Origin of the sequence: Hymenobacter sp. BT559, from assembly GCF_016427535.1 — a bacterium.
GTDB lineage: Bacteria > Bacteroidota > Bacteroidia > Cytophagales > Hymenobacteraceae > Hymenobacter.
This window is the reverse complement of record NZ_JAELXV010000004.1, coordinates 218982-242272: the sequence shown is the minus strand read 5'-3', so window position 1 is coordinate 242272 and position 23291 is coordinate 218982. Positions and strand designations below refer to the sequence as shown.

General features: G+C 59.0%; 21 protein-coding genes and 1 other RNA gene. 11 read left to right on the top strand and 11 right to left on the bottom strand.

Annotation, left to right across the window (positions count from 1 at the left end):
• Positions 1-52: 52 nt before the first annotated feature.
• Entirely contained in the window at positions 53-1594 is a 1542-nt protein-coding gene (locus JAO77_RS15550; RefSeq protein WP_198991294.1) for a glycosyltransferase family 39 protein, read from the bottom strand.
• Positions 1595-1776: 182 nt separating this feature from the next.
• Between JAO77_RS15550 and dgt the strand changes: the two genes are divergently transcribed.
• Complete coding sequence (dgt, locus tag JAO77_RS15545) at positions 1777-3162, top strand: dGTP triphosphohydrolase (protein WP_198991293.1); 1386 nt, start codon at positions 1777-1779, stop codon at positions 3160-3162.
• Between the two features lie 116 nt (positions 3163-3278).
• On the opposite strand, the gene JAO77_RS15540 is transcribed toward dgt, so the two are convergent.
• Positions 3279-3998, bottom strand: a complete 720-nt coding sequence (locus tag JAO77_RS15540) for a type 1 glutamine amidotransferase (RefSeq protein ID WP_198991292.1) — start codon at positions 3996-3998, stop codon at positions 3279-3281.
• A 216-nt stretch (positions 3999-4214) separates the two neighbouring features.
• The gene (gene guaA / locus JAO77_RS15535; protein ID WP_198991291.1) at positions 4215-5768 is read right to left on the bottom strand and encodes a glutamine-hydrolyzing GMP synthase; all 1554 of its coding nucleotides are present in this window, start codon (positions 5766-5768) and stop codon (positions 4215-4217) included.
• A gap of 186 nt (positions 5769-5954) precedes the next feature.
• Here guaA and ffs point away from each other — a divergent pair.
• From ffs to JAO77_RS15500, 7 genes are all read left to right on the top strand, one after another.
• Positions 5955-6051, top strand: an RNA gene (gene ffs, locus JAO77_RS15530) — signal recognition particle sRNA small type.
• Between the two features lie 160 nt (positions 6052-6211).
• Positions 6212-6868 (top strand): fructose-6-phosphate aldolase, encoded by a 657-nt coding sequence (fsa, locus tag JAO77_RS15525; RefSeq protein WP_198991290.1) that lies wholly within the window; start codon positions 6212-6214, stop codon positions 6866-6868.
• Positions 6869-7000: 132 nt separating this feature from the next.
• The gene (locus JAO77_RS15520; protein ID WP_144844129.1) at positions 7001-7204 is read left to right on the top strand and encodes a fructose-6-phosphate aldolase; all 204 of its coding nucleotides are present in this window, start codon (positions 7001-7003) and stop codon (positions 7202-7204) included.
• A gap of 6 nt (positions 7205-7210) precedes the next feature.
• Positions 7211-7888: a cell division ATP-binding protein FtsE gene (locus JAO77_RS15515; protein ID WP_198991289.1), complete on the top strand. Its 678-nt coding sequence runs from the start codon at positions 7211-7213 to the stop codon at positions 7886-7888.
• Positions 7889-7907: 19 nt separating this feature from the next.
• Positions 7908-8804 carry a glycosyltransferase family 2 protein gene (locus tag JAO77_RS15510; RefSeq protein WP_198991288.1) on the top strand — a complete coding sequence of 299 codons (897 nt, stop codon included), beginning with the start codon at positions 7908-7910 and terminating at the stop codon, positions 8802-8804.
• A 44-nt stretch (positions 8805-8848) separates the two neighbouring features.
• Positions 8849-9991: a DegT/DnrJ/EryC1/StrS family aminotransferase gene (locus JAO77_RS15505; protein WP_235998454.1), complete on the top strand. Its 1143-nt coding sequence runs from the start codon at positions 8849-8851 to the stop codon at positions 9989-9991.
• A 9-nt stretch (positions 9992-10000) separates the two neighbouring features.
• Entirely contained in the window at positions 10001-11041 is a 1041-nt protein-coding gene (locus tag JAO77_RS15500) for a Gfo/Idh/MocA family protein (protein WP_370550225.1), read from the top strand.
• Positions 11042-11104: 63 nt separating this feature from the next.
• On the opposite strand, the gene JAO77_RS15495 is transcribed toward JAO77_RS15500, so the two are convergent.
• The 6 genes from JAO77_RS15495 to JAO77_RS15470 all read right to left on the bottom strand — a co-directional run bounded on the left by JAO77_RS15495 (position 11105) and on the right by JAO77_RS15470 (position 17115).
• Positions 11105-11596: a YkvA family protein gene (locus JAO77_RS15495; RefSeq protein WP_198991286.1), complete on the bottom strand. Its 492-nt coding sequence runs from the start codon at positions 11594-11596 to the stop codon at positions 11105-11107.
• Between the two features lie 95 nt (positions 11597-11691).
• Positions 11692-12885, bottom strand: a complete 1194-nt coding sequence (locus tag JAO77_RS15490) for a hypothetical protein (RefSeq protein ID WP_198991285.1) — start codon at positions 12883-12885, stop codon at positions 11692-11694.
• A 99-nt stretch (positions 12886-12984) separates the two neighbouring features.
• Positions 12985-13809 carry a type 1 glutamine amidotransferase gene (locus JAO77_RS15485; protein ID WP_198991284.1) on the bottom strand — a complete coding sequence of 275 codons (825 nt, stop codon included), beginning with the start codon at positions 13807-13809 and terminating at the stop codon, positions 12985-12987.
• Positions 13810-13908: 99 nt separating this feature from the next.
• The gene (locus JAO77_RS15480) at positions 13909-15012 is read right to left on the bottom strand and encodes a carboxylate-amine ligase (RefSeq protein WP_198991283.1); all 1104 of its coding nucleotides are present in this window, start codon (positions 15010-15012) and stop codon (positions 13909-13911) included.
• Between the two features lie 129 nt (positions 15013-15141).
• Positions 15142-16350 carry an ATP-grasp domain-containing protein gene (locus JAO77_RS15475; protein ID WP_235998453.1) on the bottom strand — a complete coding sequence of 403 codons (1209 nt, stop codon included), beginning with the start codon at positions 16348-16350 and terminating at the stop codon, positions 15142-15144.
• Between the two features lie 60 nt (positions 16351-16410).
• The gene (locus JAO77_RS15470) at positions 16411-17115 is read right to left on the bottom strand and encodes an esterase family protein (protein WP_198991282.1); all 705 of its coding nucleotides are present in this window, start codon (positions 17113-17115) and stop codon (positions 16411-16413) included.
• 126 nt (positions 17116-17241) lie between these two features.
• Here JAO77_RS15470 and JAO77_RS24195 point away from each other — a divergent pair, with 126 nt between their 5' ends.
• Positions 17242-18801: an alpha/beta hydrolase-fold protein gene (locus tag JAO77_RS24195; RefSeq protein WP_235998452.1), complete on the top strand. Its 1560-nt coding sequence runs from the start codon at positions 17242-17244 to the stop codon at positions 18799-18801.
• A gap of 360 nt (positions 18802-19161) precedes the next feature.
• Here JAO77_RS24195 and JAO77_RS15455 read toward each other — a convergent pair whose 3' ends face one another.
• On the bottom strand, positions 19162-19788 hold the full coding sequence (locus JAO77_RS15455) for an AlbA family DNA-binding domain-containing protein (protein WP_198991281.1): 627 nt from the start codon (positions 19786-19788) through the stop codon (positions 19162-19164).
• Between the two features lie 195 nt (positions 19789-19983).
• Entirely contained in the window at positions 19984-20412 is a 429-nt protein-coding gene (locus tag JAO77_RS15450) for a DUF3127 domain-containing protein (RefSeq protein WP_144844092.1), read from the bottom strand.
• A 257-nt stretch (positions 20413-20669) separates the two neighbouring features.
• Between JAO77_RS15450 and JAO77_RS15445 the strand changes: the two genes are divergently transcribed.
• Both JAO77_RS15445 and JAO77_RS15440 read left to right on the top strand, forming a co-directional pair.
• A complete protein-coding gene (locus JAO77_RS15445; RefSeq protein ID WP_198991280.1) occupies positions 20670-21605 on the top strand; it encodes an isoaspartyl peptidase/L-asparaginase family protein in 936 nt (311 codons plus the stop codon).
• 9 nt (positions 21606-21614) lie between these two features.
• Complete coding sequence (locus JAO77_RS15440) at positions 21615-23240, top strand: ArnT family glycosyltransferase (RefSeq protein ID WP_198991279.1); 1626 nt, start codon at positions 21615-21617, stop codon at positions 23238-23240.
• The last annotated feature ends 51 nt before the right edge of the window (positions 23241-23291 follow it).

Below are 23291 nucleotides of genomic sequence, written 5' to 3'. Positions count from 1 at the left end.
GCGATGCGTGAAGCTGGCCACTCTTGCTGCGACGCTGTTCGCGTGGTATTACCTAGCGTCCTAGCCCGCCTTCCCAAGCTGCCAATTCTTGCCGCCGCTCGGCCTGCACGCGGGCCAGCAGTGCTGGGCTGGGGCCGGTGCCTAGGTAGATGGTTTCGCCACGCTCGCGGGCGTAGGGGTGGGTTATTTCGCCCACCTTGCGCAGGCTTTGGAAATAAGGTACTAGCTCTTCGGGATGACCTTCGCCCACTAGCAGCAGGTGCCGCCAAGGGCGCGGCGGCTGCGCCGGAAACCAGTGCAAATAGCTGCCATTGAAGCTGGTGGCGGCGGGCATGGCGCGGCCGCGGTTGTAGTAGTTGATGGCTCCCGCCTGGCCGTAGTCGTCACACTTGATGAGAGTGCGGGCACGGGTTGAGTCGGGCAGGGCCTGGTAGGCCTGCAAGGTTTTATCGGCCAGCTCGCGCCAACCCAGCATATCGGCAAAGTCCTGAGGCAGTGCGTGCACTTGGCCATCTTCCCAGCGGTTGATACCCAACTTTTGAAAAGTGGGAGTTTGGCCGAGGCGCGCCATACGAGGCGGCGGCAGCAGCGGATAAATAAGAAACGCCAGCGGCACCAGCAGCACCAACGGGAGGCCCAGCAGGGCTACCCGCAGCCGGGGCCGTGCCGCCAGCCGCGCCTGCCACCACACCGCGCCCACCGCAAATAGCGCCGGGTAGTAACCTAGGCCGTAGTAGGCTTTGCCGTGCAAGATATTCAGAATCAGCATGCCGCCTAGGTACACCAGCCCGGCCGCACGGGCCGCTGGCGCGGGCCGGCCGCGCAAGGCGGCCCACAGCCCCGGCACCCACACCAGTAGCGCCGGTAGGTTCATGAACACCTGCTCTTTCCAGAAATTACTTGGCGTCACGTTTACCAGCTGCTGGTCGTGCAGCAGCGCCATGTGGTGCCGGAAGGGCAGGCCGTGCGCCATCTGCCACAGCAGGGTGGGGGCCGCCACCAGCAGCGCTAGCCCCACCGCCAGCCAAATGGGCCGTCGCCCGAGCGTGCGCGGCGCCGTGAGCAACAGCGCCCCTAGCACGGCCGCCCCAAAGAAGAACGTGGTGTACTTATTGAGCACGCCTAGCCCCAGCACGACACCTAGGGCATAGAGGTGCCGGGGCCGGCCGTCGGGATGCGCGTGCCGCACCAGTAAGTAAGTAGCTAGGGTAAAGCTAAATATCTCAAAAGCGTTGGGCTGAAACAGCAGATTTACCCGGCCGTAGGCGGTGGTGAGGTAGCACACGCCTGCCAGCGCCTGCGCCCACGGCCCGCCGCCCAGCCGTTGCGCCAGCCGCACCACCACGTAAATGGTGAGCGCACCCCATAGCAATGGCCAGGCTTTCACCCAGAAAAAGCCTCCGCCTAGTGCCAGCGTCACCCAGCTCTGCAGGGCCGTGAGGGGCGGCACCTCGATGTAGCCCCAGGCCAGGTGACGGCCGTAGTCGAGGTACAAGTATTCGTCGCGCTGCAGCTCGTAGGTACCGTAGCCCGCCAGCAGCAGGCCCGAGACGATTTTGAGCAGGGCAAATACTAGCGGTAAGCGGTGCTTCATTGCAGAAGGTGAGAGGTGAGGCAGGGGACAAATAAAAGTCATGCAGCGCGCAGCGAAGCATCTCGCATGCTGACGTCTGCAAGGGTCATTGAGTACTGCGCCACGCGAGATGCTTCGCTATGCTCAGCATGACCTTTCTTTGCCAATTGCTACCTGATTAACTATTAAGTGGCACCTAGTAGATGTCAACGACCTGGCCCCAGCTTCTTTCTACCCGCCGCTACCCCGACCGCCCCGCCGAGGTGCCTATGCCCGGCCGCTCGCCCTACCTCGCTGATTACGACCGCGTAGTATTCTCGTCGGCCTTCCGGCGCTTGCAGCGCAAAACGCAGGTGATGCCGCTGCCCGAAACTGACTTTGTGCACACCCGCCTCACGCACTCGCTCGAAACGGCCTGCGTGGGTCGCTCCCTAGGTCGCCTTTCGGCCCGCCGTGTGCTCGAAAGCGACCCGGGCCTCGCCAATGAGCTGCCCGACTTTGCCCAAGACTGCGGTGATATTGTGGCCTCGGCCTGCCTGGCCCACGACATCGGCAACCCGCCCTTCGGCCACTCGGGCGAGGATGCTATTTCGGCTTACTTCGCCAGCCGGGCGGCCGAGCGCTTCATCACCGGCCTCAGCACCGCCGAACAAAGTGACTTGCAGCATTTTGAGGGCAACGCGGCGGGCTTCCGCATCCTCACGCACACGTACCCGGCGCTCACCAACGGCTCGGCCGGGCTGGGGCTCACGTATGCTACCCTAGGCGCGTTTACCAAGTACCCGCGCCCCTCGGTGGTCGAGGCCGAGAAGAAGCAAGGCGGCGCCAGTGAGAAGAAGTACGGTCATTTTCAGGCCGAAAACCCGCATTTCAAGCTCGTGGCCGAAGAGCTGGGTTTGCGGCCCAAAGACGCGGCGGCCGGCTTCTACCACCGCCACCCGCTGGCCTTCCTGGTGGAGGCAGCCGATGACATCTGCTACCGCATCATCGACTTTGAGGACGGCCTCAAGCTGGGGCTCATCGACCACGAGCGCGGCCTAGAGCTCCTGCGCGAGCTGCGCGCCGCCGCGCCCAACGCCCGCCCTAAAGGCAGCGGCAGCAGTGGCCTGCACTGGCGCGACTGGCAGGAGGAACTGGGCTACCTGCGTGCCACGCTCATCGGCCAGCTAGTCGATGAAACCGCCACCCGCTTTGCCCAGCACGCGCCCGCCATCCTAGGTGGCACCTACGATGCCCCGCTGGTAAAAGAGCTGAGCGGCTACGAGTATCTGCAAGAGATTCAGCGCCTCAGCATTGCCAAGCTCTACCGCTCGCGCCCGGTGCTCGAAATCGAGGCGGCGGGCTTTGAGGTGCTCGGCGGCCTGCTTGATGCCTTTCTGTGCGCCATCTTCGACAAGAAAGAAAACCACCGCTCGCGTAAGCTGCTCGACCTGCTGCCTGCTCAGTACCGCGCCATCGGCCCACAGGCCGGCGCCTCGGCCTATGAGCAAATTCTCTTGCTTACCGACTACGTGGCCGGTATGACCGACCAGCACGCGCTGAGTTTGTACAAGACTATTAAGGGGATTGAGCTGCCAAAAGGATTTTGAGGAGTAGCTTCAAAAACACCTACCGTCCTGCTGAGCTTGCCGAAGCATCTCTACCGCTTCTTTCAACGGTGCAGTAGAGATGCTCCGGCAAGCTCAGCAGGACGGTAGGTGTTTACTTAAAAATCGACTTCGCTCTCATGCAGAGCCACCATATTTTCCAGTAGCGTCTCCAGCAGTTTCCGTCCCTTCCAGCCCGATTTTAGCTTGCTGCGAATCTGGGCCGCGGTCTGTACAAATTCTTGTTCTTCGGCCGCTTCGTGGCCTTCAAAAGCCATCAACTGTTCCACCATCGCCTCCGTCATCTCGGGGTGAAACTGGAGGCCAATGATGCCATCGCCCCATACAAAGCCCTGGGCTGCGCACCCAGCCGACATGCCCACGCGTAGCGCGCCCGGCGGCACCGTGAACGTGTCGAAGTGCCAGTGCAGCACGGTGGCTTTATCGGGCCAGCCGCGCAACAGCGGGTGAGTGAGGGCCTTGGCCGAGAAGCGCACGGTCCAGTAGCCAATTTCTGGCTCGGAGTTGGGCCGCACCTCGCCACCTAGGGCCTGTGCCACTAGTTGCGCCCCCAGGCAGATAGCCAACGTGATTTTGCCAGCGCGCAGCGTTTCGCGCAAGAAAGCTTTTTCCTCGACCAACCACGGAAAACGCGCTTCGTCGTGCACGCTCATCGCCCCACCTAAAATGAGTAGTCCGTCAAAATCGGCTAGGTCCGGAAAAACGGGATTAGGCTCAAATAGCCGAGTAAAGCGGAGCGTATGGCCGTGCGCCGCCAGCCACTCGGCGGCGTAGCCAGGGCCTTCGTCGGGTAAATGTTGGAGGCAGTGCCAACGCATAGAATCGCAGATTATAGCGGATTTAACGGATTGCGCAGATACGCCTGCCTCCGGCAGGCTAACTAAGCAAATGAGATGAGGTACTTGACTTCTATATTCTATATAAATACAAAAAAAGGCCGCCTAAGGCGACCTTTTTTATTTCTACCTTGCTTAGTCAGCCTGCCGAAGGCAGGCGTATCTGCGCAATCCGTTAAATCCGCTATAATCTGCGATTTATTCCCACTCAATCGTCGCGGGCGGCTTGCTGCTGATATCGTACACCACGCGGTTGATGCCGCGTACCTGGTTGATAATCTTGTTGCTCACCTCGGCCAGGAAGTCGTAGGGCAGGTGTGCCCAGTCGGCGGTCATGCCATCCACGCTAGTCACGGCGCGCAGGGCTACCACGCGCTCGTAGGTGCGCTCGTCGCCCATCACGCCCACGCTCTGGATGGGCAGCAGCATGGCGCCGGCCTGCCAGGTTTTGTCGTAAAGGCCGCGCTCTTTGAGGAGGTTGATGAACACGCCATCGGCGCGCTGAAGCAGGTCTACCTTCTCGGGCGTGATGTCGCCGAGGATGCGGATGCCCAGGCCGGGCCCGGGGAAGGGGTGGCGGTTGAGAATGTCGGCGGGCAGCCCTAGGGTGGCGCCCACCTCGCGCACCTCATCCTTGAAGAGCATGCGCAGCGGCTCCACGATTTTGAGGTTCATCTTCTCGGGCAGGCCGCCCACGTTGTGGTGGCTCTTGATAGTCACGGCCGGGCCGCCGTGCACTGATACCGACTCAATTACGTCGGGGTAAATGGTGCCCTGGGCCAGCCAGCGTGCGCCCTCTACTTTCTGCGCCTCGCGGTCAAACACTTCCACGAAGGTGCGGCCGATGGCCTTGCGCTTCTGCTCGGGGTCGGTGAGGCCGGCTAGTGCGGCGTAGAATTCGGATGCGGCATTCACGCCGGTTACGTTCAGGCCTAGGCCTTCGTAAGCCTTTAGTACTGAAGCAAATTCATCTTGCCGCAGCAGGCCGTTGTCGACAAAGATGCCGTGCAGGCGCGGCCCAATGGCGCGGTGCAGCAGCAGCGCCGCTACGCTGCTGTCTACGCCGCCCGACAGACCTAGGATGACCTGGTCATCGGGGCCGACGGTGTTTTGCAGGGCCGTTACCATTGAGTCTACAAAGTGCTCGGGGGTCCAGCTCTGGTCGCAGCCGCAGATGTTGACTACGAAGTTGGCCAGCAATTGCTTGCCTTCGGTCGAGTGCGTTACCTCGGGGTGAAACTGGATGCCGTAGGTATCCTGGCCGGGTAGCTGGTAGGCCGCCACCGCCACCTCGGGCGTGCTGGCAATGATATTATACTCGGCCGGCAGGGTCTTGATGGTGTCGCCGTGCGACATCCAAACTTGCGTATCGAGGTGCAGGCCAGTGAGCAGGGGCGAGGCCTCTTCGAGAGACGTCAGCCGCGCCCGGCCATACTCCCGAATGGTAGCCGGCAGTACCTCGCCGCCGCCCTGCTGCGCCAGCAATTGGGCGCCGTAGCAGATACCCAGCAAGGGCACTTTACCTAGAATGCCGCTTAGGTCGGGGTTGGGCGAGTCGGCATCGCGCACCGAGCAGGGCGAGCCCGAAAGAATAACGCCCCGCAAGCTGTCGTCGCCGGCACTGATGCGCGCGGCCAGCTGAGGGGCGTGAGTATAGGGGTGAATCTCGCAAAAAACATGCAACTCGCGAATGCGCCGGGCAATGAGCTGCGTGTATTGCGAGCCGAAGTCTAGAATTAGAATCTGCTGCATGGGGCACAAAGGTAGGGCCCAGAAGGGCCGCCCGGTAGCCCTAGGTGCCGAATTGCCGCCGCTGCTTGCAAAGGCCTGCTAACTATTTCTGCCCGACAATCTGTGCATTAGGTCAGCTAACGCCGCTCAACGGCCTTAAAAAAGGAAAAAGTGCACGAATCTGCGCCAGATGGTTGTACCTTTGCACCGGCGAGTCAGAACGATCAGCTCCTGCTGAACTCCCCCAGGGCCGGAAGGCAGCAAGGGTAGGTGGTTGAGCGGTGCGATTTTGGCTCGCTTTTTTTTGTCTTTTCCGACCGGCCCAGAGCCGCGTTTGCCTGCCGATTTTGGGCAGTCGGCGCGTAGCTTTGGGCCGGTTTTGTTTTTGGCAAAATGGCTAAAGCCACGACCAGGTTCTTTACAAAAAGGCTAGTAGCCAGCAGGTAATAGCTAACACTCTACAAATGAAGTTTTTCATCGATACGGCCAACCTAGCCGAGATTCAAGAAGCCGTAGACCTAGGCGTGCTCGACGGTGTTACTACCAATCCTTCGCTGATGGCCAAGGAAGGCATCCGGGGCACCGATGCCGTGATGGCACACTACCAAGCCATCTGCGACATCGTGGACGGCGACGTATCGGCCGAAGTGATTGCCACCGACTTTGAAGGCATCATCCGGGAGGGTGAGGCCCTGGCCGACCTGCACCCCAACATCGTGGTGAAAGTGCCGATGATTAAAGATGGCGTAAAAGCCATCAAATACTTCAGCGACAAAGGTATCCGTACCAACTGCACGCTCATCTTCTCAGCGGGGCAGGCGCTGCTGGCTGCCAAAGCGGGCGCTACATACGTGTCGCCCTTCGTGGGCCGCCTCGATGATATCGGCGCCGACGGCATTGCCCTGATTGGGCAGATTATCGAGATTTTTGCCAACTACGGCCTCGCCACCGAAGTGCTGGCCGCTAGCGTGCGCCACGTGCCGCACCTCATTCAGTGCGCCGAGCTAGGGGCCGATGTCGTGACCTGCCCGCTCAACGTTATCACCGGGCTGCTCAACCACCCGCTGACGGACAAAGGGTTGGCTACCTTTCTAGCCGACCACAAGAAAGTAAACGCTTAAAAATAGTCTGTCATTGCGAGGAGGAACGACGAAGCCATCTTTCCTTTTAGCTTAGCGGACGTTAGCTAGCATATCAGGAAGGATTACTTCGTCGTTCCTCCTCGCGATGACAGTACTTTTAATTAGTAAAGCGTGTATATCATCAAAGTAAAAGGCAAGGCCAAAATTCCGGATTATATCCAGCTGCGCGACGAGCAGTTTGTGCTGATTGCTTATTTCCGGGCCGACCGTCCGCTAAAAGACCTGCACCGCTACGGCCTTGAAGGCCAGGAGGTGCCGCTGGCAGCTATCATCTCGGAGCTGGAATTTGGCAAGCTGCGTAAGCTCGAACTCTAAAAAACTATGACCGAGCCGATTCTAGAGCTGCGCGATGCGACCGTGACCCAGGAGGAGCGCGCCGTGCTGGCGGGCGTCAAGTTTGCGCTGGCCAAGGGCGAGTTTGCTTACCTAGTGGGGCGCACGGGCTCGGGCAAGTCGTCGCTGCTCAAAACCTTGTATGCCGACCTGCCGCTGCTGGTGGGAAATGGCGAGGTTGCTGGGTATAACTTAGCCAAGCTACCCGCGGGCAAAGTGCCTTACCTGCGCCGCAAGCTAGGCATTGTGTTTCAAGACTTTCAGTTGCTGTCCGACCGCACCGTCGGCGAGAACTTGTTGTTCGTGCTGAACGCCACCGGCTGGCGCGGTAAGGCGCGCAAGCAGCAGCGCATTCAGGAAGTGCTCACGCAAGTGGGCCTGAGCGGGGTGGGCAACCGAATGCCGCACCGCCTTTCGGGGGGCGAGCAGCAGCGCGTGGTGATTGCCCGTGCCCTGCTCAACGAGCCGTTGCTGCTGCTGGCCGACGAGCCCACCGGCAACCTAGACCCCGAAGTGGCCGATGGTATCATGGAGCTCTTTACGGAGATAAACCACGCGGGCACCGCCGTGCTCATGGCTACGCACAACTTCCAGCTAATCGATAGGTTTCCGCACCGCGTGCTCACATGCCAAGGCGGGCAGTTGTTAGACTCAGGCCGGAAATAGCGCTTCGCGGCGTTTGCGCATGGCTGGCTTATCCATTCTGATTCCGATTTTTAATCGTGACGTATCAGAACTGGTGCACGCGCTACTAGCGCAGCTGCCCGATTGGCCGGGCCCCGCCGAAATCAGGCTACTTGATGATGGCTCGGGGGAAGTATACCGCGCCGCAAACCGACTGCTAGCAGCGCTTCCTAGGGTAGTGTACCAAGAGTTAGCCACCAACGTAGGCCGCGCGGCTGTGCGCAATCAACTCGTAGCTAGTGCTATACACGAATGGGTATTGCTGCTCGACAACACGAGCCAAGTGCCAGCCAGCCACTACCTGGCGCGCTATGCCGCGGCCAGCAGCCAAGCACCCGTAGTGGCCGGAGGAGTACGCTACGCCGACCAGGTGCCAACTGAGCCTGCTTTGCTGCTGCGGTGGCTGTACGGCCAGCAACGCGAAGCTCGGTCCCTAGCGCAGCGCCAAGCTGCGGCTTACGACCAGTTATTGGTAAATAACTTGCTGATTCATAAGGTACTGTTGCAGCATTTTCCGCTTGACGAACGCCTCCGCGGCTACGGCCACGAGGACACGAAGCTAGGCTGGCAGCTTGCGGCGGCCGGCGTGCCACTCTGCCACCTAGATAACCCCATTGTGCACGCTGGCTTAGAAACAGCCGCTGCTTTCCTCGAAAAATCGGAGCAGGCTGTGCGCAACCTCGCGCAGCTGCTGCGCGAGAATAATCTAGGCGCGACTAGTAGGTTGGTCCAGATGGCTCGACGCCTGCAGCGGGCCCAATTGGCCGCTGGCCTGCAGGCAGTCCTAGCACTGGGCGAGCCGCTATTGCGGCGTAATCTGCTTAGCACGAGACCTTCCTTAAAAGTGCTGGATGCGCTCAAGTTACTTTGGTTCTTGCGAGAAGGAGCGGGCCGCTAACCGGCCAGTATCTTTGGCCGCGTCTACTCTTTTTACTTACCATTTTGTTGCCACCCGCTCCGATTTCGCTACTCGACCTTGCGGCCGAACACGCGTCTTACCAAGCGGAGTTGGATGCTGCCTGGCAAGCCACCGTGCAGGACGCAGTCTTTATCCAAGGGCCAGCAGTGCAGGCATTTGCGGGCGAGCTAGGGAATTGGCTGGGCGGGGCGCACGTGGTGCCCTGCGCCAATGGTACCGACGCCCTTACCCTTGCACTGCTTAGCCTAGGGCTGCCACCGGGGGCCGAGGTTATTGTGCCAGCTTTCACCTACATCGCCACGCTGGAGGCGGTGGCGCTGTTGGGGCTGCGCCCCGTACTGGCCGATGTGCGGCCCGATACCTTCATGCTCGACCCAGCCGCGGTGCGCGAGGCACTCACGCCGCAGACTAGGGTTGTGCTAATAGTACATTTGTTTGGGCAATGTGCTGATTTAGAAGATTTAATAGATATATGCTCGGCCGCTGGGGTGTCTTTGATAGAGGACAATGCCCAAGCCCTAGGTTCGACTTTTACTTTTGCCAGCGGCGAGGTGGCTTATGCTGGTACAGTAGGGGAGGTTAGCACCACCTCTTTCTTCCCGAGCAAAAACCTAGGTTGCCTTGGCGATGGCGGCGCGCTCTTTACCCGCGATGTCGCCCGCGCCAGCTTGCTGCGGCAGCTAGCCAACCACGGCCAAACCCAGAAATACCACCACCAGCATATTGGCCTCAACTCGCGCCTCGACACGCTGCAAGCGGCCCTGCTGCGCGTAAAGCTGCGGCATCTGCCGGCCGCGCAAGCCGCCCGCCAAGCCCTAGGTGCCCGCTATGATGCCGGGCTGGCCAACGTGCCCGGCCTGCATATTCCGGTGCGCGACCCACGCAGCAGCCACGTTTTTCACCAGTATACGCTTCGTATAGAAGGAGATGGCCGCCGCGAGGCACTGCGGCAACACTTGGCGCAGCACGGCGTGCCGACCGCTATTTACTACCCACGCCCTGTGCATCAGCAGCCAGCTTACGCCTACCTAGGGTACGGGGCAGGGCAGTTTCCGGTAGCCGAGCAGCTGTGCCAGCAGGTGCTATCGCTGCCGCTGCACCCGGGGCTGACGAACGCGCAGCTCGACTACATAATAGAAAGCACGCGTGCTTTCTTCGCAGTTTGATATTTGCGCGTGACTCATTCGACGGCTAAGGTTCGCTTCGTTATTTGTGGAATTGGCCATATTGGTCACCGCCACGCCACGCTGGTAGCCCGCCACCCCGAGGCGCAACTTGTGGCCCTGGTCGATGTGCGGGAAGAGCTACGGCCCGCACTGGCCGCCACGTTTCCGGGGGTGCCCTTCTTTACATCCTTAGAAGCATGTCTGGCGCAAGAAATCGAGGCTGATGTGCTTACCATTGCTACGCCTAATGGCTTGCACGCCAGCCAGGCCGTGGCTGGGTTAAGCCACGGCTTGCACGTCGTGATTGAAAAACCCTTGGCCCTGCGCACCACCGACGCCGAATTGGTGCTGCAAACGGCGCAGCAAGCCAACAAACTGGTGTTTGGGGTGATGCAAAACCGCTACTCGCCGCCCGCGGCCTGGCTCAAGCAGCTCTACGAAAGCGGCCGCCTAGGTCCGGTTTTTCTGGTGCAGCTCACTTGCTTCTGGAACCGCGATGCCCGGTACTACCAGCCGGGCGGCTGGCGGGGTACTCAGGCGCTGGATGGCGGCACGCTGTTTACGCAATTTAGCCACTTCGTAGACTTACTACACTGGGTATTCGGGGATATCACTAATATCAGCGCCCGCTTCCAGGACTTTGCGCATCAATCTGTTACCGATTTTGAAGACAGTGGGGTGGTTACCTTCGACCTGGTGCGCGGCGGCAGCGGCACGCTTAGCTACAGCACAGCCGTGTGGGACCGCAACCTCGAAAGCTCCCTGACGGTGGTGGCCGCGCGCGGCTCGCTCAAAATTGGTGGGCAGTACCTAGACAAAGTCGACTACTGCCACGTGCAAGGTTACGAGCTGCCAACGCTACCCGCCACTAACGCCGCCAACGACTACGGAGCCTACCAAGGCTCGGCGGCCAACCATAGCCACGTGATTGACGACGTAGTGCAAGCCGTGCAAGCGGGCGCTCAGACTACCACCAACGCCCACGATGGTTTGAAAGTAGTCGAGATTATAGAGCGCATCTATGCCCTGCGGCCAACTGTAAGTAAATAAAAAGCCCGTTAGCTCTGATAGCTGACTATCAAGGCTAACGGGCTTTTTCTTGAAATGGAAGACCTAGGAGTGACCTAGCTCAGCTACGGCTGGCAGCGAGCGGTCGCCTTGGGCCGGGGTGGGCGTCAGGGCTGCGCTGGCCGACTGCTCCCACTCTTGAAAGCGGGTAATTTCCACGTGGAACTTCCCGATAAACCAGCTTATCAAGCTTAGGTCATCAAGAAACCCTAGCACCGGAATAAAATCAGGCACAAGGTCGATGGGTGAAAGCACATACAGCAGGACCCCTAGGCCCGACGCGATGGTGGTAGTATGAATTTGGCGATACTCGCCGCTGACGTAGCTACGCACGAGCCGCACTAGGGTGTGAGCCGTGTGAAACAGCTGCGTGAATTTGTTTTCCTTGCTATGCTTATCGGCCAGCTTATCAGCTACTTCGTTCAGTACGAGAACAGCTTTAAAAGGCTTGCTGAGCAGCTTGGAGCTGCGACCGAGGAATTTAGAAAAGAGAGCGTTTTTGGAGATTTCGAGGCCGCGTTCGGTGAGGGTCGACATAAGGAGAGGCAAAAGGGGAAGCGTTGGCTCGGCAATACGCAGCGCTAATCGGTATAGTTGCTAGCCCTATAAGCTCAGAAAATAGTAGAGCGAGCTTATTTCTCAAACAAAGGGGTGGTGCCGCCAACCCAGTCCTTATTTTTATTGAAGTCCACGCCTATCATCTCGCCGCGGCTCAGACGAGCCAAGCCCGTGAGTAGTAGCGGCTTCGTTTCATCTTTGGGCCAGCTATAAAGCAAGCGAATCTCGCACTTGACCAAGCCGTCGGGCGATTGCACCACGGGCTCGTACTGCACTTTGCGCTGCAGCAAGTAATTCTGCTTGTCGGGCAGCGCGTCGAGGTCGGCCGCCGTCACGTGCAGCCGCACACCCGCGCCCGCAAACGAGAACAGGGGCTTGAGCACGTAGTTCTCTAGGTCGGCTGGGTATTCTGTCAGCTCGTGTAGGTAGTAGCTAGCCGGCGCAAAGTCACTTTTGATGAGCGGCAGCGTGTACTTGCTGATGCGAAAAAACCAGTTTGGGTGGCCCACCCATTCTACATCCACGTCATCGTCGGTGAGATTGAACTCGGGGTGCAGGTCGGGGTAGCGCACCAGTTCATCGAAGATGATGCGGTTGTAGATGCGCTTAATTAAGATTTCTCGGCCGTTTTTCTCATAGAATAAGTGTCGACCACGCTTCCGCACGTCGGGTAGCGATATGGCCTCGATGCCCCAGAACTGCTTGGAGAGCATAAAATCTATCCGAGTCTTCTGCAGCTTCGGAAACAACTCCAGTAGAATGACATTTTCCGGCTGCTCGTTGCCCAGTATCAGCTTGCGCATTTCGGCGTGGTAGGCCTCCGCATCTGGCACTTCCAAAAATGGCGTCACCGAGTCGGGAATAGGGTAGTGCTTGCGAAATATGAAAGGCAGCCACGACTGAAAGGCGTAGAGTGATGGAAAACCTTGCATTTCAATAAGCTGCGGCTCTAGCTCGCCATCGGTACCCCGGCACACTGCGAAGTCAAACGTTAAAAATTCAGCGTGCTCATCTTCGTGCGGCACGCGCTGGTGGGGCGGAATGGCCTGCTCGGTGAGCTGCTTGAAATCGGGCTGCTGAATGACATTGATGATATCCTGCCCCGCCCGAATGAGTTTGTCGCGTAAGCCTGCCGGCACGAAAACCGGGGTTTCAGCGACGCGAAAGTCCAATTGGCCCGGTAGCTGCAGGTCGATGTCGGCCAGCATTTCCTGATATTTCTCGGGGGTGAAAGCGGCGTTGAAGAGGTGGCGGGCGGCAGGAATCATAAGGGGAAGAAATGACGAGCAAAAAAATGGCGCGAACGGTCAAGTTCGCGCCAGTAAATGGACTTAAGAGAGCTTGGCAATCAGCATAGCAGAAGGGACCTAGGCTAGTGCCAACTCGCCAAGCTGCGCCAGCGCCCGGCGCAAAAAGTTCGGAATAATTACGTTTTCGGTCCGCTCGATGGCATTGGGGTCGGCTAGTAGGCGCACCATGTCGTCGTATTTATCTTCGCCATAGGCCGTGATTACCTGCTGCTTACGCTCATCGGTGAGCATATAGCGTAGCATGCCTTCGCCATCGGCCTCGGGGTGAAATTGGGTGCCCAGCACCTCAGGCGAAAAACGGATGGCCATGACAGCCCGCGCCAGGGGCACGTGGGGGCGCTCTTTCTCGAGGCACAGCACCGAAGCCCCTAACTCGGCCAGGCGGTCAGCGTCAACATCAGTAAGCTGATAATCACGCGAATCGACGGCATAGAAGGGCTCGGGCAACTGGTCAAATACCGGGTCGGCCTCGCCGGCTGGCGTAAGGTGCACTGGCAACACGCCAAAGGAAGTAGACTTGCGCTTGCTCACCTCGCCCAGCCCTAGGTGCCGGCTTATGAGCTGAAACGAGTGGCAAATCAGAAGTAAGTGCTTTTTACGCTCAGCTGTCTGGTTATAAGACAGCAGTGAGTCAATAAACTGAAAATAAAGAGGCTCCCAAGCTTCGGTAGAAGGAAGGGGACTGCCAGGCCCGCCGCTCGAAATGTAGATGTCGTAGTCAAGGCCCGGAACCTGGTTTTCGGCCCGGACATTAAACGTGTCGACCGCAAATGTTACGTGGTGAGCGGCTTCAGTGCGGCGTAAAAGCTGGTAGATACAACGCATCCCTTCATTGCGGGTGTTATTGTACAAATCCAGGACTGCAATACGGAAAGTAGGCATAGGCTAATGAATAATCTTAATAAACCCGATAAGAAAAGGCTTGTTTAAAATAACGGTAGCAAGTTAATAATAAGTTCGTTGAAGTAGTACCTAGGTCATCTAGAGCCCGTGCGTGGTTTCGCTCAAGATATAGTCAACCACTTTGGTGAGGTCGCCGGTTTGGTGAAAAACGGCGAGCTGGCGGTCAGCGCCAGTGCCCATTTCTAGCATTTTAAGTACATACTCTACCTCATGGCGGCTGCCTAGGTCGTCGAGGACGTCGTCCACAAAATCAAGCAGCTCCAGAATGAGCTGGCGGGCGGGCTTTTCTTCCTGCGAGCCAAAATCGATGAGGGTGCCGTTGATGCCGTAGCGGGCAGCCCGCCACTTATTTTCCTTAATGAGGGCGCTGCGGTAAAGCCGGAAGTTCAGGTTCTGGCACTTTAGCTTGTAAATCTTGGCTACCAGCGCTTGCATGACGGCTGCCACGGCAATGGTTTCATCGGCGCGCATCATCATGTCGCAGATGCGATACTCGATAGTGTCAAAGAAGGGATGCAATCGCAAGTCCCACCAAATTTTCTTGCCGTTGTCGATGCAGCCAGTCTTGATGAGCAAGGCAATAAACTCGTCGTAGTCAGACGCGCTATTGAAATAGCCCGGGATACCGGTGCGCGGAAACCGCTCAAATACCTTCGTCCTGAATGATTTATAACCAGTTTCGCGGCCTTCCCAAAACGGCGAGTTGGTGCTGAGCGCGAACAAGTGCGGCAGGAAATAGCGCAGCGCGTTCATCATGTACACGCCTAGGTCACGGTTTTCGATGCCGATGTGCACGTGCATGCCAAAGACGAGGTTGGAGCGGGCCGCCTCTTGCAGCTCCTCCACTATTTTGTCGTAGCGCGCGTCGGGCGTGATGGGCTGGTCTTGCCAGCGCGAAAACGGGTGCGTGCCCGCCGCCGCGATTTTCAGCCCCACGCGGTCGGCCAACTCAATAACCTGACGGCGCAGATGTACTACTTCGGTGCGAGCCTCTTCTATGTTATGGCAAATGTTGGTACCAACTTCTACTACCGACTCGTGCATTTCGGCCTTCACCTGCTCGTGCAGCGTGATTTTGCCGTCCTCCACAATCTTCGACATGTGCGAGCGCAGGTCGCGCGTGACCGGGTCGATGGTTTGAAACTCTTCTTCGATTCCGAGGGTGAAAACGGGCCGGGCCATAGGTGGGCAGCGACTAGAAATGAGTAAGCAAGAACCCCTAGGGCGCTAGAGGAAGCAAAAAGCTACAAAAAGGGCTACCACCAAGCAGCGATGGCAGCCCTTTTTTACGCAGCTAAAAAGGAAAAACAGTTATTTCTTAGCGGGTGCCTTTTTGGGTTTGGCGGGCGCCTTTTCAGCGCTGGCTTCTGCTTTGGGGGCAGCTTTCGCTTTGGCTTTCGCGGCGGGCTTCTCGGTTGGTACCTCGCCCTCGGGGGCTACGGGCTGAGGAGCAGCCGATTTTTTGGGCGCGGCCTTCTTCGTTGCGGCTTGAATGCCAGTGGCTCCTAGGTCGTTGGTTTCATGCACGGGGCTGCCAACCTCCACGGCCCCATCGGTCGAGGCAATGGCGGTTTGGCTAGCTGATTTTTGCACAAACGTGCCCCAGGTGAGGTTGTCGCGGCCGGGCTGCTGGGCCTGGGCCCGCTCGATGGCTAGATTTGCGGCGTGCTCTACCACCCACTCAAAGTTTTCGGGGCCTACCGAATTAATGTCGGCGTCGGGCGCGGGGTTGCCAAAGTCAATAGCGATTGGAACACCGTCGCGCACCGCAAATTCTACGGTGTTGAAGTCATAGCCCAGGCCTTGGCACAGGCGCAGCGTGTAGTCTTTCACCGTTTCGAGCAACTTTTCGCCGGCCTCGCCCTGCGTTTTCATCTCCGTCTTGTAGCGCTCATGGAAAGCGTTGCGCGGCTCGTAGGGCATAATGAGCACATCCTTGCCACCTAGGCAGTAGCAGCGGAAATAATCATCAAACTCAACGGCTTCTTGGTATAGCATTACAAGCTGACCGGTTTCGTCGTAGGCGCGCCAGGCTTCATCGGGGTTGTCCACCTTATACACGCTCTTCCAGCCGCCGCCCGAGTGGGGCTTCATAAAGGCTGGGAAACCGATTTTCTCAAACGCCTTCTGCCAATCGAACATCGACAGGTTGCGGAACGAGTTTTCGTTGGTGTCGTCGGGGCGGGCCTTGCTGGGCAGCAGTAGCGTCTTGGGCACTGGCACGCCGAGCTGCACTGCGAGGGCATTATTAAAAAACTTCTCATCGGCGCTCCACCAGAAGGGGTTGTTAATCACGGCCGTACCCGTGAGGGCGGCGTTCTTGAGGTAGGCACGATAGAAAGGCACGTCCTGCGAAATGCGGTCGATAATAACGGCGTAGTCGGTGGGCACAGCCTGCTCAACTTCCGTGATATTTACAAACTCAGCCGTGATGCCATCAACGGCCTTTTGGTTGACGCGGTCGATGAAAGCCTGCGGAAACGTGTTTTCTTGGCCGAAAAGAATGCCGATTTTTTTCATGGGGTGAAGGCAAAAAGGGTGTTTGGGAGGGGGGCTGTGCAATTGTACGCAACAGCCTTATTAAAAGATAGAAGAGACGTATTCCGGGAACATCTCGCGCCACACGGGCCAGTCGTGGGTGCCATTGCGCACATCGAGGCGGTGTGGAATGCCCTTGGCATTTAAGATGCCCGACATCTGGTAGTTAGAGTCCTTGCAGAAGTCTTGTTCGGCTGTGCCCAAGATGATGTTCATCTTGTAGAAGTTGTCATTCTGGGCATTGGGCATGAAGTCGGGCGGGTTGTTGAAGTATACCTGCTCGTCGTAGTAGCCGCCCATAAACATGCGAATATCGAAGGCTGCGCCCATCGAAAACAGGTGCGCCACCTTCTCGGGATGCTTAAAGGCGAAGTTAAGCGCTTGATAGCCACCTAGGGAGCAGCCGGCCACGCCTATCTTGTCGACTTGGCACTCTTGCTGCAGGCGCGGCACCAGCTCTTCGCTTATCATGCGGTCGTAGAGGTTGTGATTGTGCAGGCGGGTGCCGGGGTGCAGGTGCTTGGCATACCAGCTCCACTTGTCGCCGCTGTCGATGCAGACTAGCTTAATGAGCTTGTTGTCAATAAACCAGCGTACTGAGTCGACCAGGTGAAAGTCTTTGGCCTCGAAATAGCGGCCATTGGAGGTCGGAAAAACGAGGATGGGGTAGCCGTAGTCACCCAGGACCAGCATTTCCATGTCGAGGCCCAGGTGCTGGGAGTAGAAGCGGCGGTATTCTTCGTGCAAGAGGCAGGTGCCGGTGGGAAAGGAGCCCACCCCGGAACCGGCCGCAAACTAAGCAGAAAATCTGAACGACCAACTTTGGATAAAATTCTGGGAAACGCGGGTGGGGCGTGTTTCTTTGCGTAGATAATGGCAGTATTCCGATTTCAGTCGCCGCGTGGCGCTACCGTGGCCGTTCGGCGCGACGAATCCTTATTCTCTATCCGGCTGGGCCGCGTGGTGCGTCTCGACGTGGTGCTGCCACCCGGCTTCGACGTGGCCGCCGCGCAGCCCTACCCGGTGCTGTACCTCAACGACGGCCAGGACCTGCAGCGCCTGCGCCTGCCCACCACGCTCAACTACCTATATAAGCGTGGGGCCGTGCGCCCCTTCGTGCTGGTGGCGGTGCACGCCGCCGACCGCCTGCAGGAGTACGGCGTGGCAGCCCAGCCCGACTACCTAGGCCGCGGCAGCCGCGCCGGGCACTACACCGAGTTTGTGCTCAAAGAGTTGCTGCCCTACGTGCAGGCCCACTACCACGCCAGCGCCGACCCGGCGGAGGCGGTAGTAGCCGGTATGTCGCTAGGTGGCCTCACGGCCTTCGACCTAGCCTGGCACCACCCCGAAGCGTTTCAGCGGGCGGGCTCGTTCAGCGGCTCATTTTGGTGGCGCAGCCGAGGCTTGAATGACGGCTACACCGATGCCGACCGATTGATGCACAGCTTGGTAAGTGCCCGGGCGCCTAGGCCCGGCCAGCAATACTGGCTGCAAACCGGCACCGATGATGAAACTAGCGACCGCAACAACAACGGTATCATCGACTCGATAGACGATACCCTCGACCTGATGGCCACGCTGGCCCAGCAGGGGCTGCCCACCGAGGCTGTGCGCTATGTAGAGGTGCCCGGCGGCCACCACCATCAAGACACCTGGGGCGCCATCATGCCCGATTTTTTGCGCTGGGCCTTTGGGGTAGAAGGCGTTGATACGCACGACTACTTACAGCACCACCTAGGGGCGCACCTGTTGGCTGGCAAGCGCCACCTACGCCGCCGACCGCTTGGCGCCGCACGCCTGGGGTTTCGGTATTTGGCCAAGGGCCGGGCGGCTACCTTTGCCACCATGCCTGCCACTGCTACCCCAGCCCGCCCCGCGCCCGGCACCTACCAGCCCTACGCGCAAGGCTACCTCGACCTGATTCCGGAAGGCGCCGACCCGCTCGCGCTGCTGCGCCAGCAGCCCGCCGAACTGCACCGCGACCTGGCCCGCCTCACCGAAGCGCAGGCCCTCATGCGCTACGCGCCCGGCAAATGGACGCCCAAGGAGGTGCTACTACATATCATTGATACGGAGCGCATTTTTACGTACCGGGCCCTGCGTTTCGCCCGCGGCGATGCCCAGTCGCTGCCTGGCTTCAATGAAAACGAATATGCCGCTACGAGCGAGGCCAACGACCGCTCGATGAGCGACCTGCTAACGGAGTATCATGCCGTGCGGGCGGCTACGCTAGCCCTTTTTAGCAGTTTCACACCCGCGCAGCTCGACCGCGTGGGCCTTGCCAATGGGGGCGCTACGAGCGTGCGCGCCCTGCTCTTTATTACGGCTGGCCACGAGCGGCACCACCTAGGGATACTGCGCGAGCGCTACTGGCCCATGATGCCCGCACCTGATACAGCTTTGGCACAACAACCAGCAGCTCCACTTCGTTAGGAAGCCGATTTTTTAGTTATTTTTAATCCCATTACCCTCTACCCACCTTTTCACTCATGGCAAAAGCACAAGACGCCCGCAAAGAAAAAAAGAAAGAGCCGACCAAATCGATGAAGGAGAAAAAAGCCGAAAAGGAAGAGAAGAAAGTCGCCCGCGCTCGCAAGCAGGAATAAATCGCAGATTGTAGCGGATTCAACGGATTACGCAGATACGCCCGCCTGCGGCAGGCTGACTATTCGAATGCAGATTAGCTTTTGGCTAACTTAGAGTGAGCCGGCGAAGCCGCTCCTGCGTCCAAATAGTCAGCCCGCTGCAGGCGGGCGTATCTGCGTAATCCGTTGAATCCGCTACAATCTGTGATTATAAGGTGTAATACGGCTCTTTCTCTTTGTCGTGGTAGCGCAGGTAGCCGTGCAGCGTCAGCTTGATGAGGGTACGGTAGGCGCGGCGGCGGCTCACATTAATAAGCTTGGTATACTGGGCCACTGTAATGCGTGGGGTGGTGCGCAGATATTCTAGCACGCGCAGCTCGTCTTTCGTAAGCGGCAGCTTTTCGAAGCGGGCCTCTGGTTGCTGGCGCTCCAGTAGCTTTTCGGTGAGCGAGCTGGTTTGCACGCTTTCGTCGCGCACCCGGATGTAGCCGCGCCATTCGCCGGGCGCTATTTGAGCGCGGTGCGGCTTGTTCTGGCTTTCGGGCACCTCCACAATGAGCACAATGCGGTCGTCCTCCGTTTCTACCTCGCGAAAATGCAGAGTAAGCGGCGGCTCGATGTAGTGCGCCGCTGCATCGCGCAGCACAAACATTTCTTCCTCGGCGTCGCGTACGCCCACCACCCGGCCGTCATCGTCGACGCCCACCAGCACCTTGCCGCCCCGGGTATTGGCCAGCGAGGCCAGCGTGCGCGAAATACGGGTAGGGTGGGTGGTCTTCTTTTTAAATTCCAGTTCCTCGCCCTCGCCCCGGCTAATAAGTGCGCGTAAGTTCATAAGTATAAGCTGTTAGCTAGCAGCTGTCGGCTGTGAGCTTTCCTTTTATACGCATATAACGCTAGCCTCAACGCAAATGTGCCGCCTCCTAGGTAGGAAGCGGCACATCAAGTAGTTACTATTCGTCGGTTGTCAGTCAGCCCGGCGCAGCCGGGCGTATCCGTTTAATCCAACAAATCCGTTTGAATCTGCGGTCTAGAAGGGCAGGTCGTTGTCGTCGTCGCTAGCGATGGGGGCAGCCGAAGGCTGAGCCCGCAGGTTTGGATTCTGGTTTTGAGCAGCGGGGCGAGCAGCGGCTTGAGGCTGGGCATAGCCACCACCGCCACCGGCCGGGGCACCACCAGCCGCAGCCGGCTCAACGCGCCATGCTTCGAGGTTAGTGAAGTACAGCATCTGGCCGTTTTTATTGAAGCCGCGGCCGCGCAGGTCGAAAGTAACTTTCACCTCGTCGCCCATTTTGTAGGGGTCAATGAGGCTGGTTTTGTCCTGAGTCAGCTGAAACTTGATTTGCTGGGGATACTGGCCGTCTTGGACTTCCAGGACGAACTCGCGCTTGCGAAATTTATCGCTAACCTGCTGTTCGTCAAAGATTTCGTGCAGGCGGCCGGTTACGTCGTATGCCATCGTATTGTATGGTTAAGAGAAAATTGGGATTGGGAGGTCAAACCTACGAATAAAAACCGAAGGCGGCTAGGTTTTGGTTTCGGTAAAGTCAGTTTTGTAGCAAAAAACCTGAATTTTTAACGTTAATTATCTGCTTGATTATTTGATAAATACAGTTGAAATAATAACCTAGGGCAGCGCCTGTTTCGCAGTCAAGTAGTTGGCGCGCACTAAGCTTATGAGCACGAATCCCGTTCTTGCGGCCAAAAGCTAAAAATATGTTCGCACTTGCCTTGCACGGGGGGGCTGGCACCATCGCCCGCGCCGCGCTGACGCCCGCCTTAGAAGCCGATTACCGCGCCGCGCTGCGCGCGGCACTAGACCTAGGTACCGACTTGCTAGCCCAGGGCGCCCCGGCGCTCGATGCGGTGGAGGCTACGGTGCGCTCGCTCGAAGATTGCCCGCTCTTCAACGCCGGGCGGGGGGCAGTATTCACCCACGAAGGCCACCACGAGATGGACGCCGCCCTCATGGACGGGGCCACCCGGCGCGCGGGCGCCGTGGCTGGGGTGCGCGAGGTACAAAATCCCATTCGGGCGGCGCGCCTGGTAATGGAGCAAACCGAGCACGTGCTGCTGGCCTACCCCGGCGCTGACCAGCTAGCCCGCGAGCACGGCCTGCCGCTGCAGCCGCCCGCGTATTTCTTCACCCAGCAGCGCTACGACCAGCTGCAGGAAGCTATCGCGGCCGGCCGGGTGCAGCTCGACCATACTCCGAGCGACCCGCCGAAGCTAGACCCCAACTGGAAGAAAGGTACCGTGGGGGCTGTGGCCCGCGACCAGCGCGGCCACCTGGCCGCCGCCACCAGCACCGGCGGCATGACCAACAAGCGCTACGCCCGCATCGGCGACACGCCCCTCATTGGGGCTGGCACCTGGGCCGATGCGCGCTGCGCCATCAGCTGCACCGGGCACGGCGAGTACTTTATGCGGGCCGTGGCCAGCTACGACGTGGCCTGCCTGATGGAATACCGGGGCTTATCGCTGGCCGAGGCCTGCCGCGTAGTGGTGCACGACAAACTGGCCCCGGTGGGTGGCGAGGGCGGCCTCATTGCCGTGGATGCCGCCGGCAACCTAGCGCTGCCCTTTAACTCGGAGGGCATGTATCGGGCCAGCCGCAACATGGCCGGCGAGATGCACATTGCTATCTATTAAGCTAGGTTAATGAGGAGTCTGGAGCAATACCTAGGCCGGCAACGAGCATACCGGCTGCTGGTGCTTGCTGTGCTTGGGCTAGGAATTTTTGTGCGTGTGTGGCACTTCCCAAGTGTGCCGCCCGGCCTCAACCAAGATGAGGCCGCCAGCGCCTACGAAGCCTACTCACTGGCCGAGACCGGCTGCGATAAGTGGGGCAATCCCTGGCCGGCGTACTTCCCGGCGTGGGGTAGTGGGCAAAACGTGCTGCTGGCCTACCTGACCATACCACTAGTAAAGGTGTGCGGCCTGAGCATTTTATCGGCGCGGCTCGCCGCCCTAGGAATGGGGCTGCTGACGTTGCCGCTGTTCTATTGCTGTCTGCGGCCCCTAGGTCGGCGGGCAGCGCTGCTCGGGCTGCTGCTGCTAGCGCTGGCACCCTGGCATTTTATGCTAAGCCGCTGGGGGTTGGAAAGTAACCTGTTGCCTTTTTGGATGCTGCTGGGTTGCGCCTGCGTGGGCCAGGCTATTTATAGCCAGCAGCGGCGTTGGATTATCCCCTCCTTGCTGCCCTTCGCGCTGGCGCTGTACGCCTACGGCACCACGGTGGTGGTGCTGCCGACGCTGCTTGGCGTCGTGCTGCTGGGCTGCTTCGGGCGCATCAAAGCGCAGTGGTGGGCCTGGGGGCTGGCGCTGGGGCTCTTTGTACTCGTCGCCGCCCCGTTCCTGCTATTTTTCGCAGAAAACTACGTGCTAGGGCGCAACCTAGCCTGGACTGACAAGCTGTTTTTTTCGACGCCAGTGACGCTAATCAATCGACTGGACTATAAAGGTCTGGGTAGTATGGCGGCAATATGGGTCCATAACGCGGATTTTGTGGTGCGCAGCTTCGACGATGACACCAACCATAATAAAATGCTCGACTACCCGCTGCTGCTGCGCGGTACGTGGGGGCTGACGGTGGTGGGCGTGGGAGTAGGGCTTTATCGGTTGCGGGGGCTGCAGCAGCAATGGTATACTGGCCAGCCGGCGGCGCTAGTAGGCCTGCTGGTTGGGGCCTGGGGGTTGGCTTGCCTGCCCCTATTCTTCTTGTTTGAGCTGAATGTCAATCGTATCAATCACCTCTTTCTGCCTTGCCTGGCACTAGCAGCCTGGGGTGGTGCGGTCGGCAGCAAGTGGCTGCCCGCCGGCCGCCCTAGGCAAGTATTCTGGGGGCTGCTGCTCAGCTGGTTTGTGGGGGTGGGGGGCAATAGTGTCCGGGCTTACTTCTACAATTATCCGCGAAGTGGCATCCGCAAGCAGTTTAATGAAGGACTGGGGCCGGCGTTTGAGGCTGTGCGCCGTTTGCAAGGTGCGACACAAGTGCGCATCACTTCCCAGATTCCTTTGAATTACGTCTACACGCTTTTCTATTTGCAGTATCCGCCCGCCCGGTTTCGGCAGGAGGCTAAAGTAGAAGTCGTTGAAGGCGCGTACCAAGTAAATAAATTTGACCGCTACGTTTTTGATGACCGGTACCTGCTGCCGGGTGTGCCCTACGCTTACCTGGCCCGCCGCGGCGAAGTGCAGCCAAGCCGCCAGCAGCATAAAGTGCTGAGCTACAGCGACGAGCTTTGGGAGGTTGGGATGATGTATGGGCCGGCCGCTGCCCAGTAAGCTGGCGCCTGGCACAAAATAGTTGAGGCCCGGCATTAGCCCTCGGCCTAA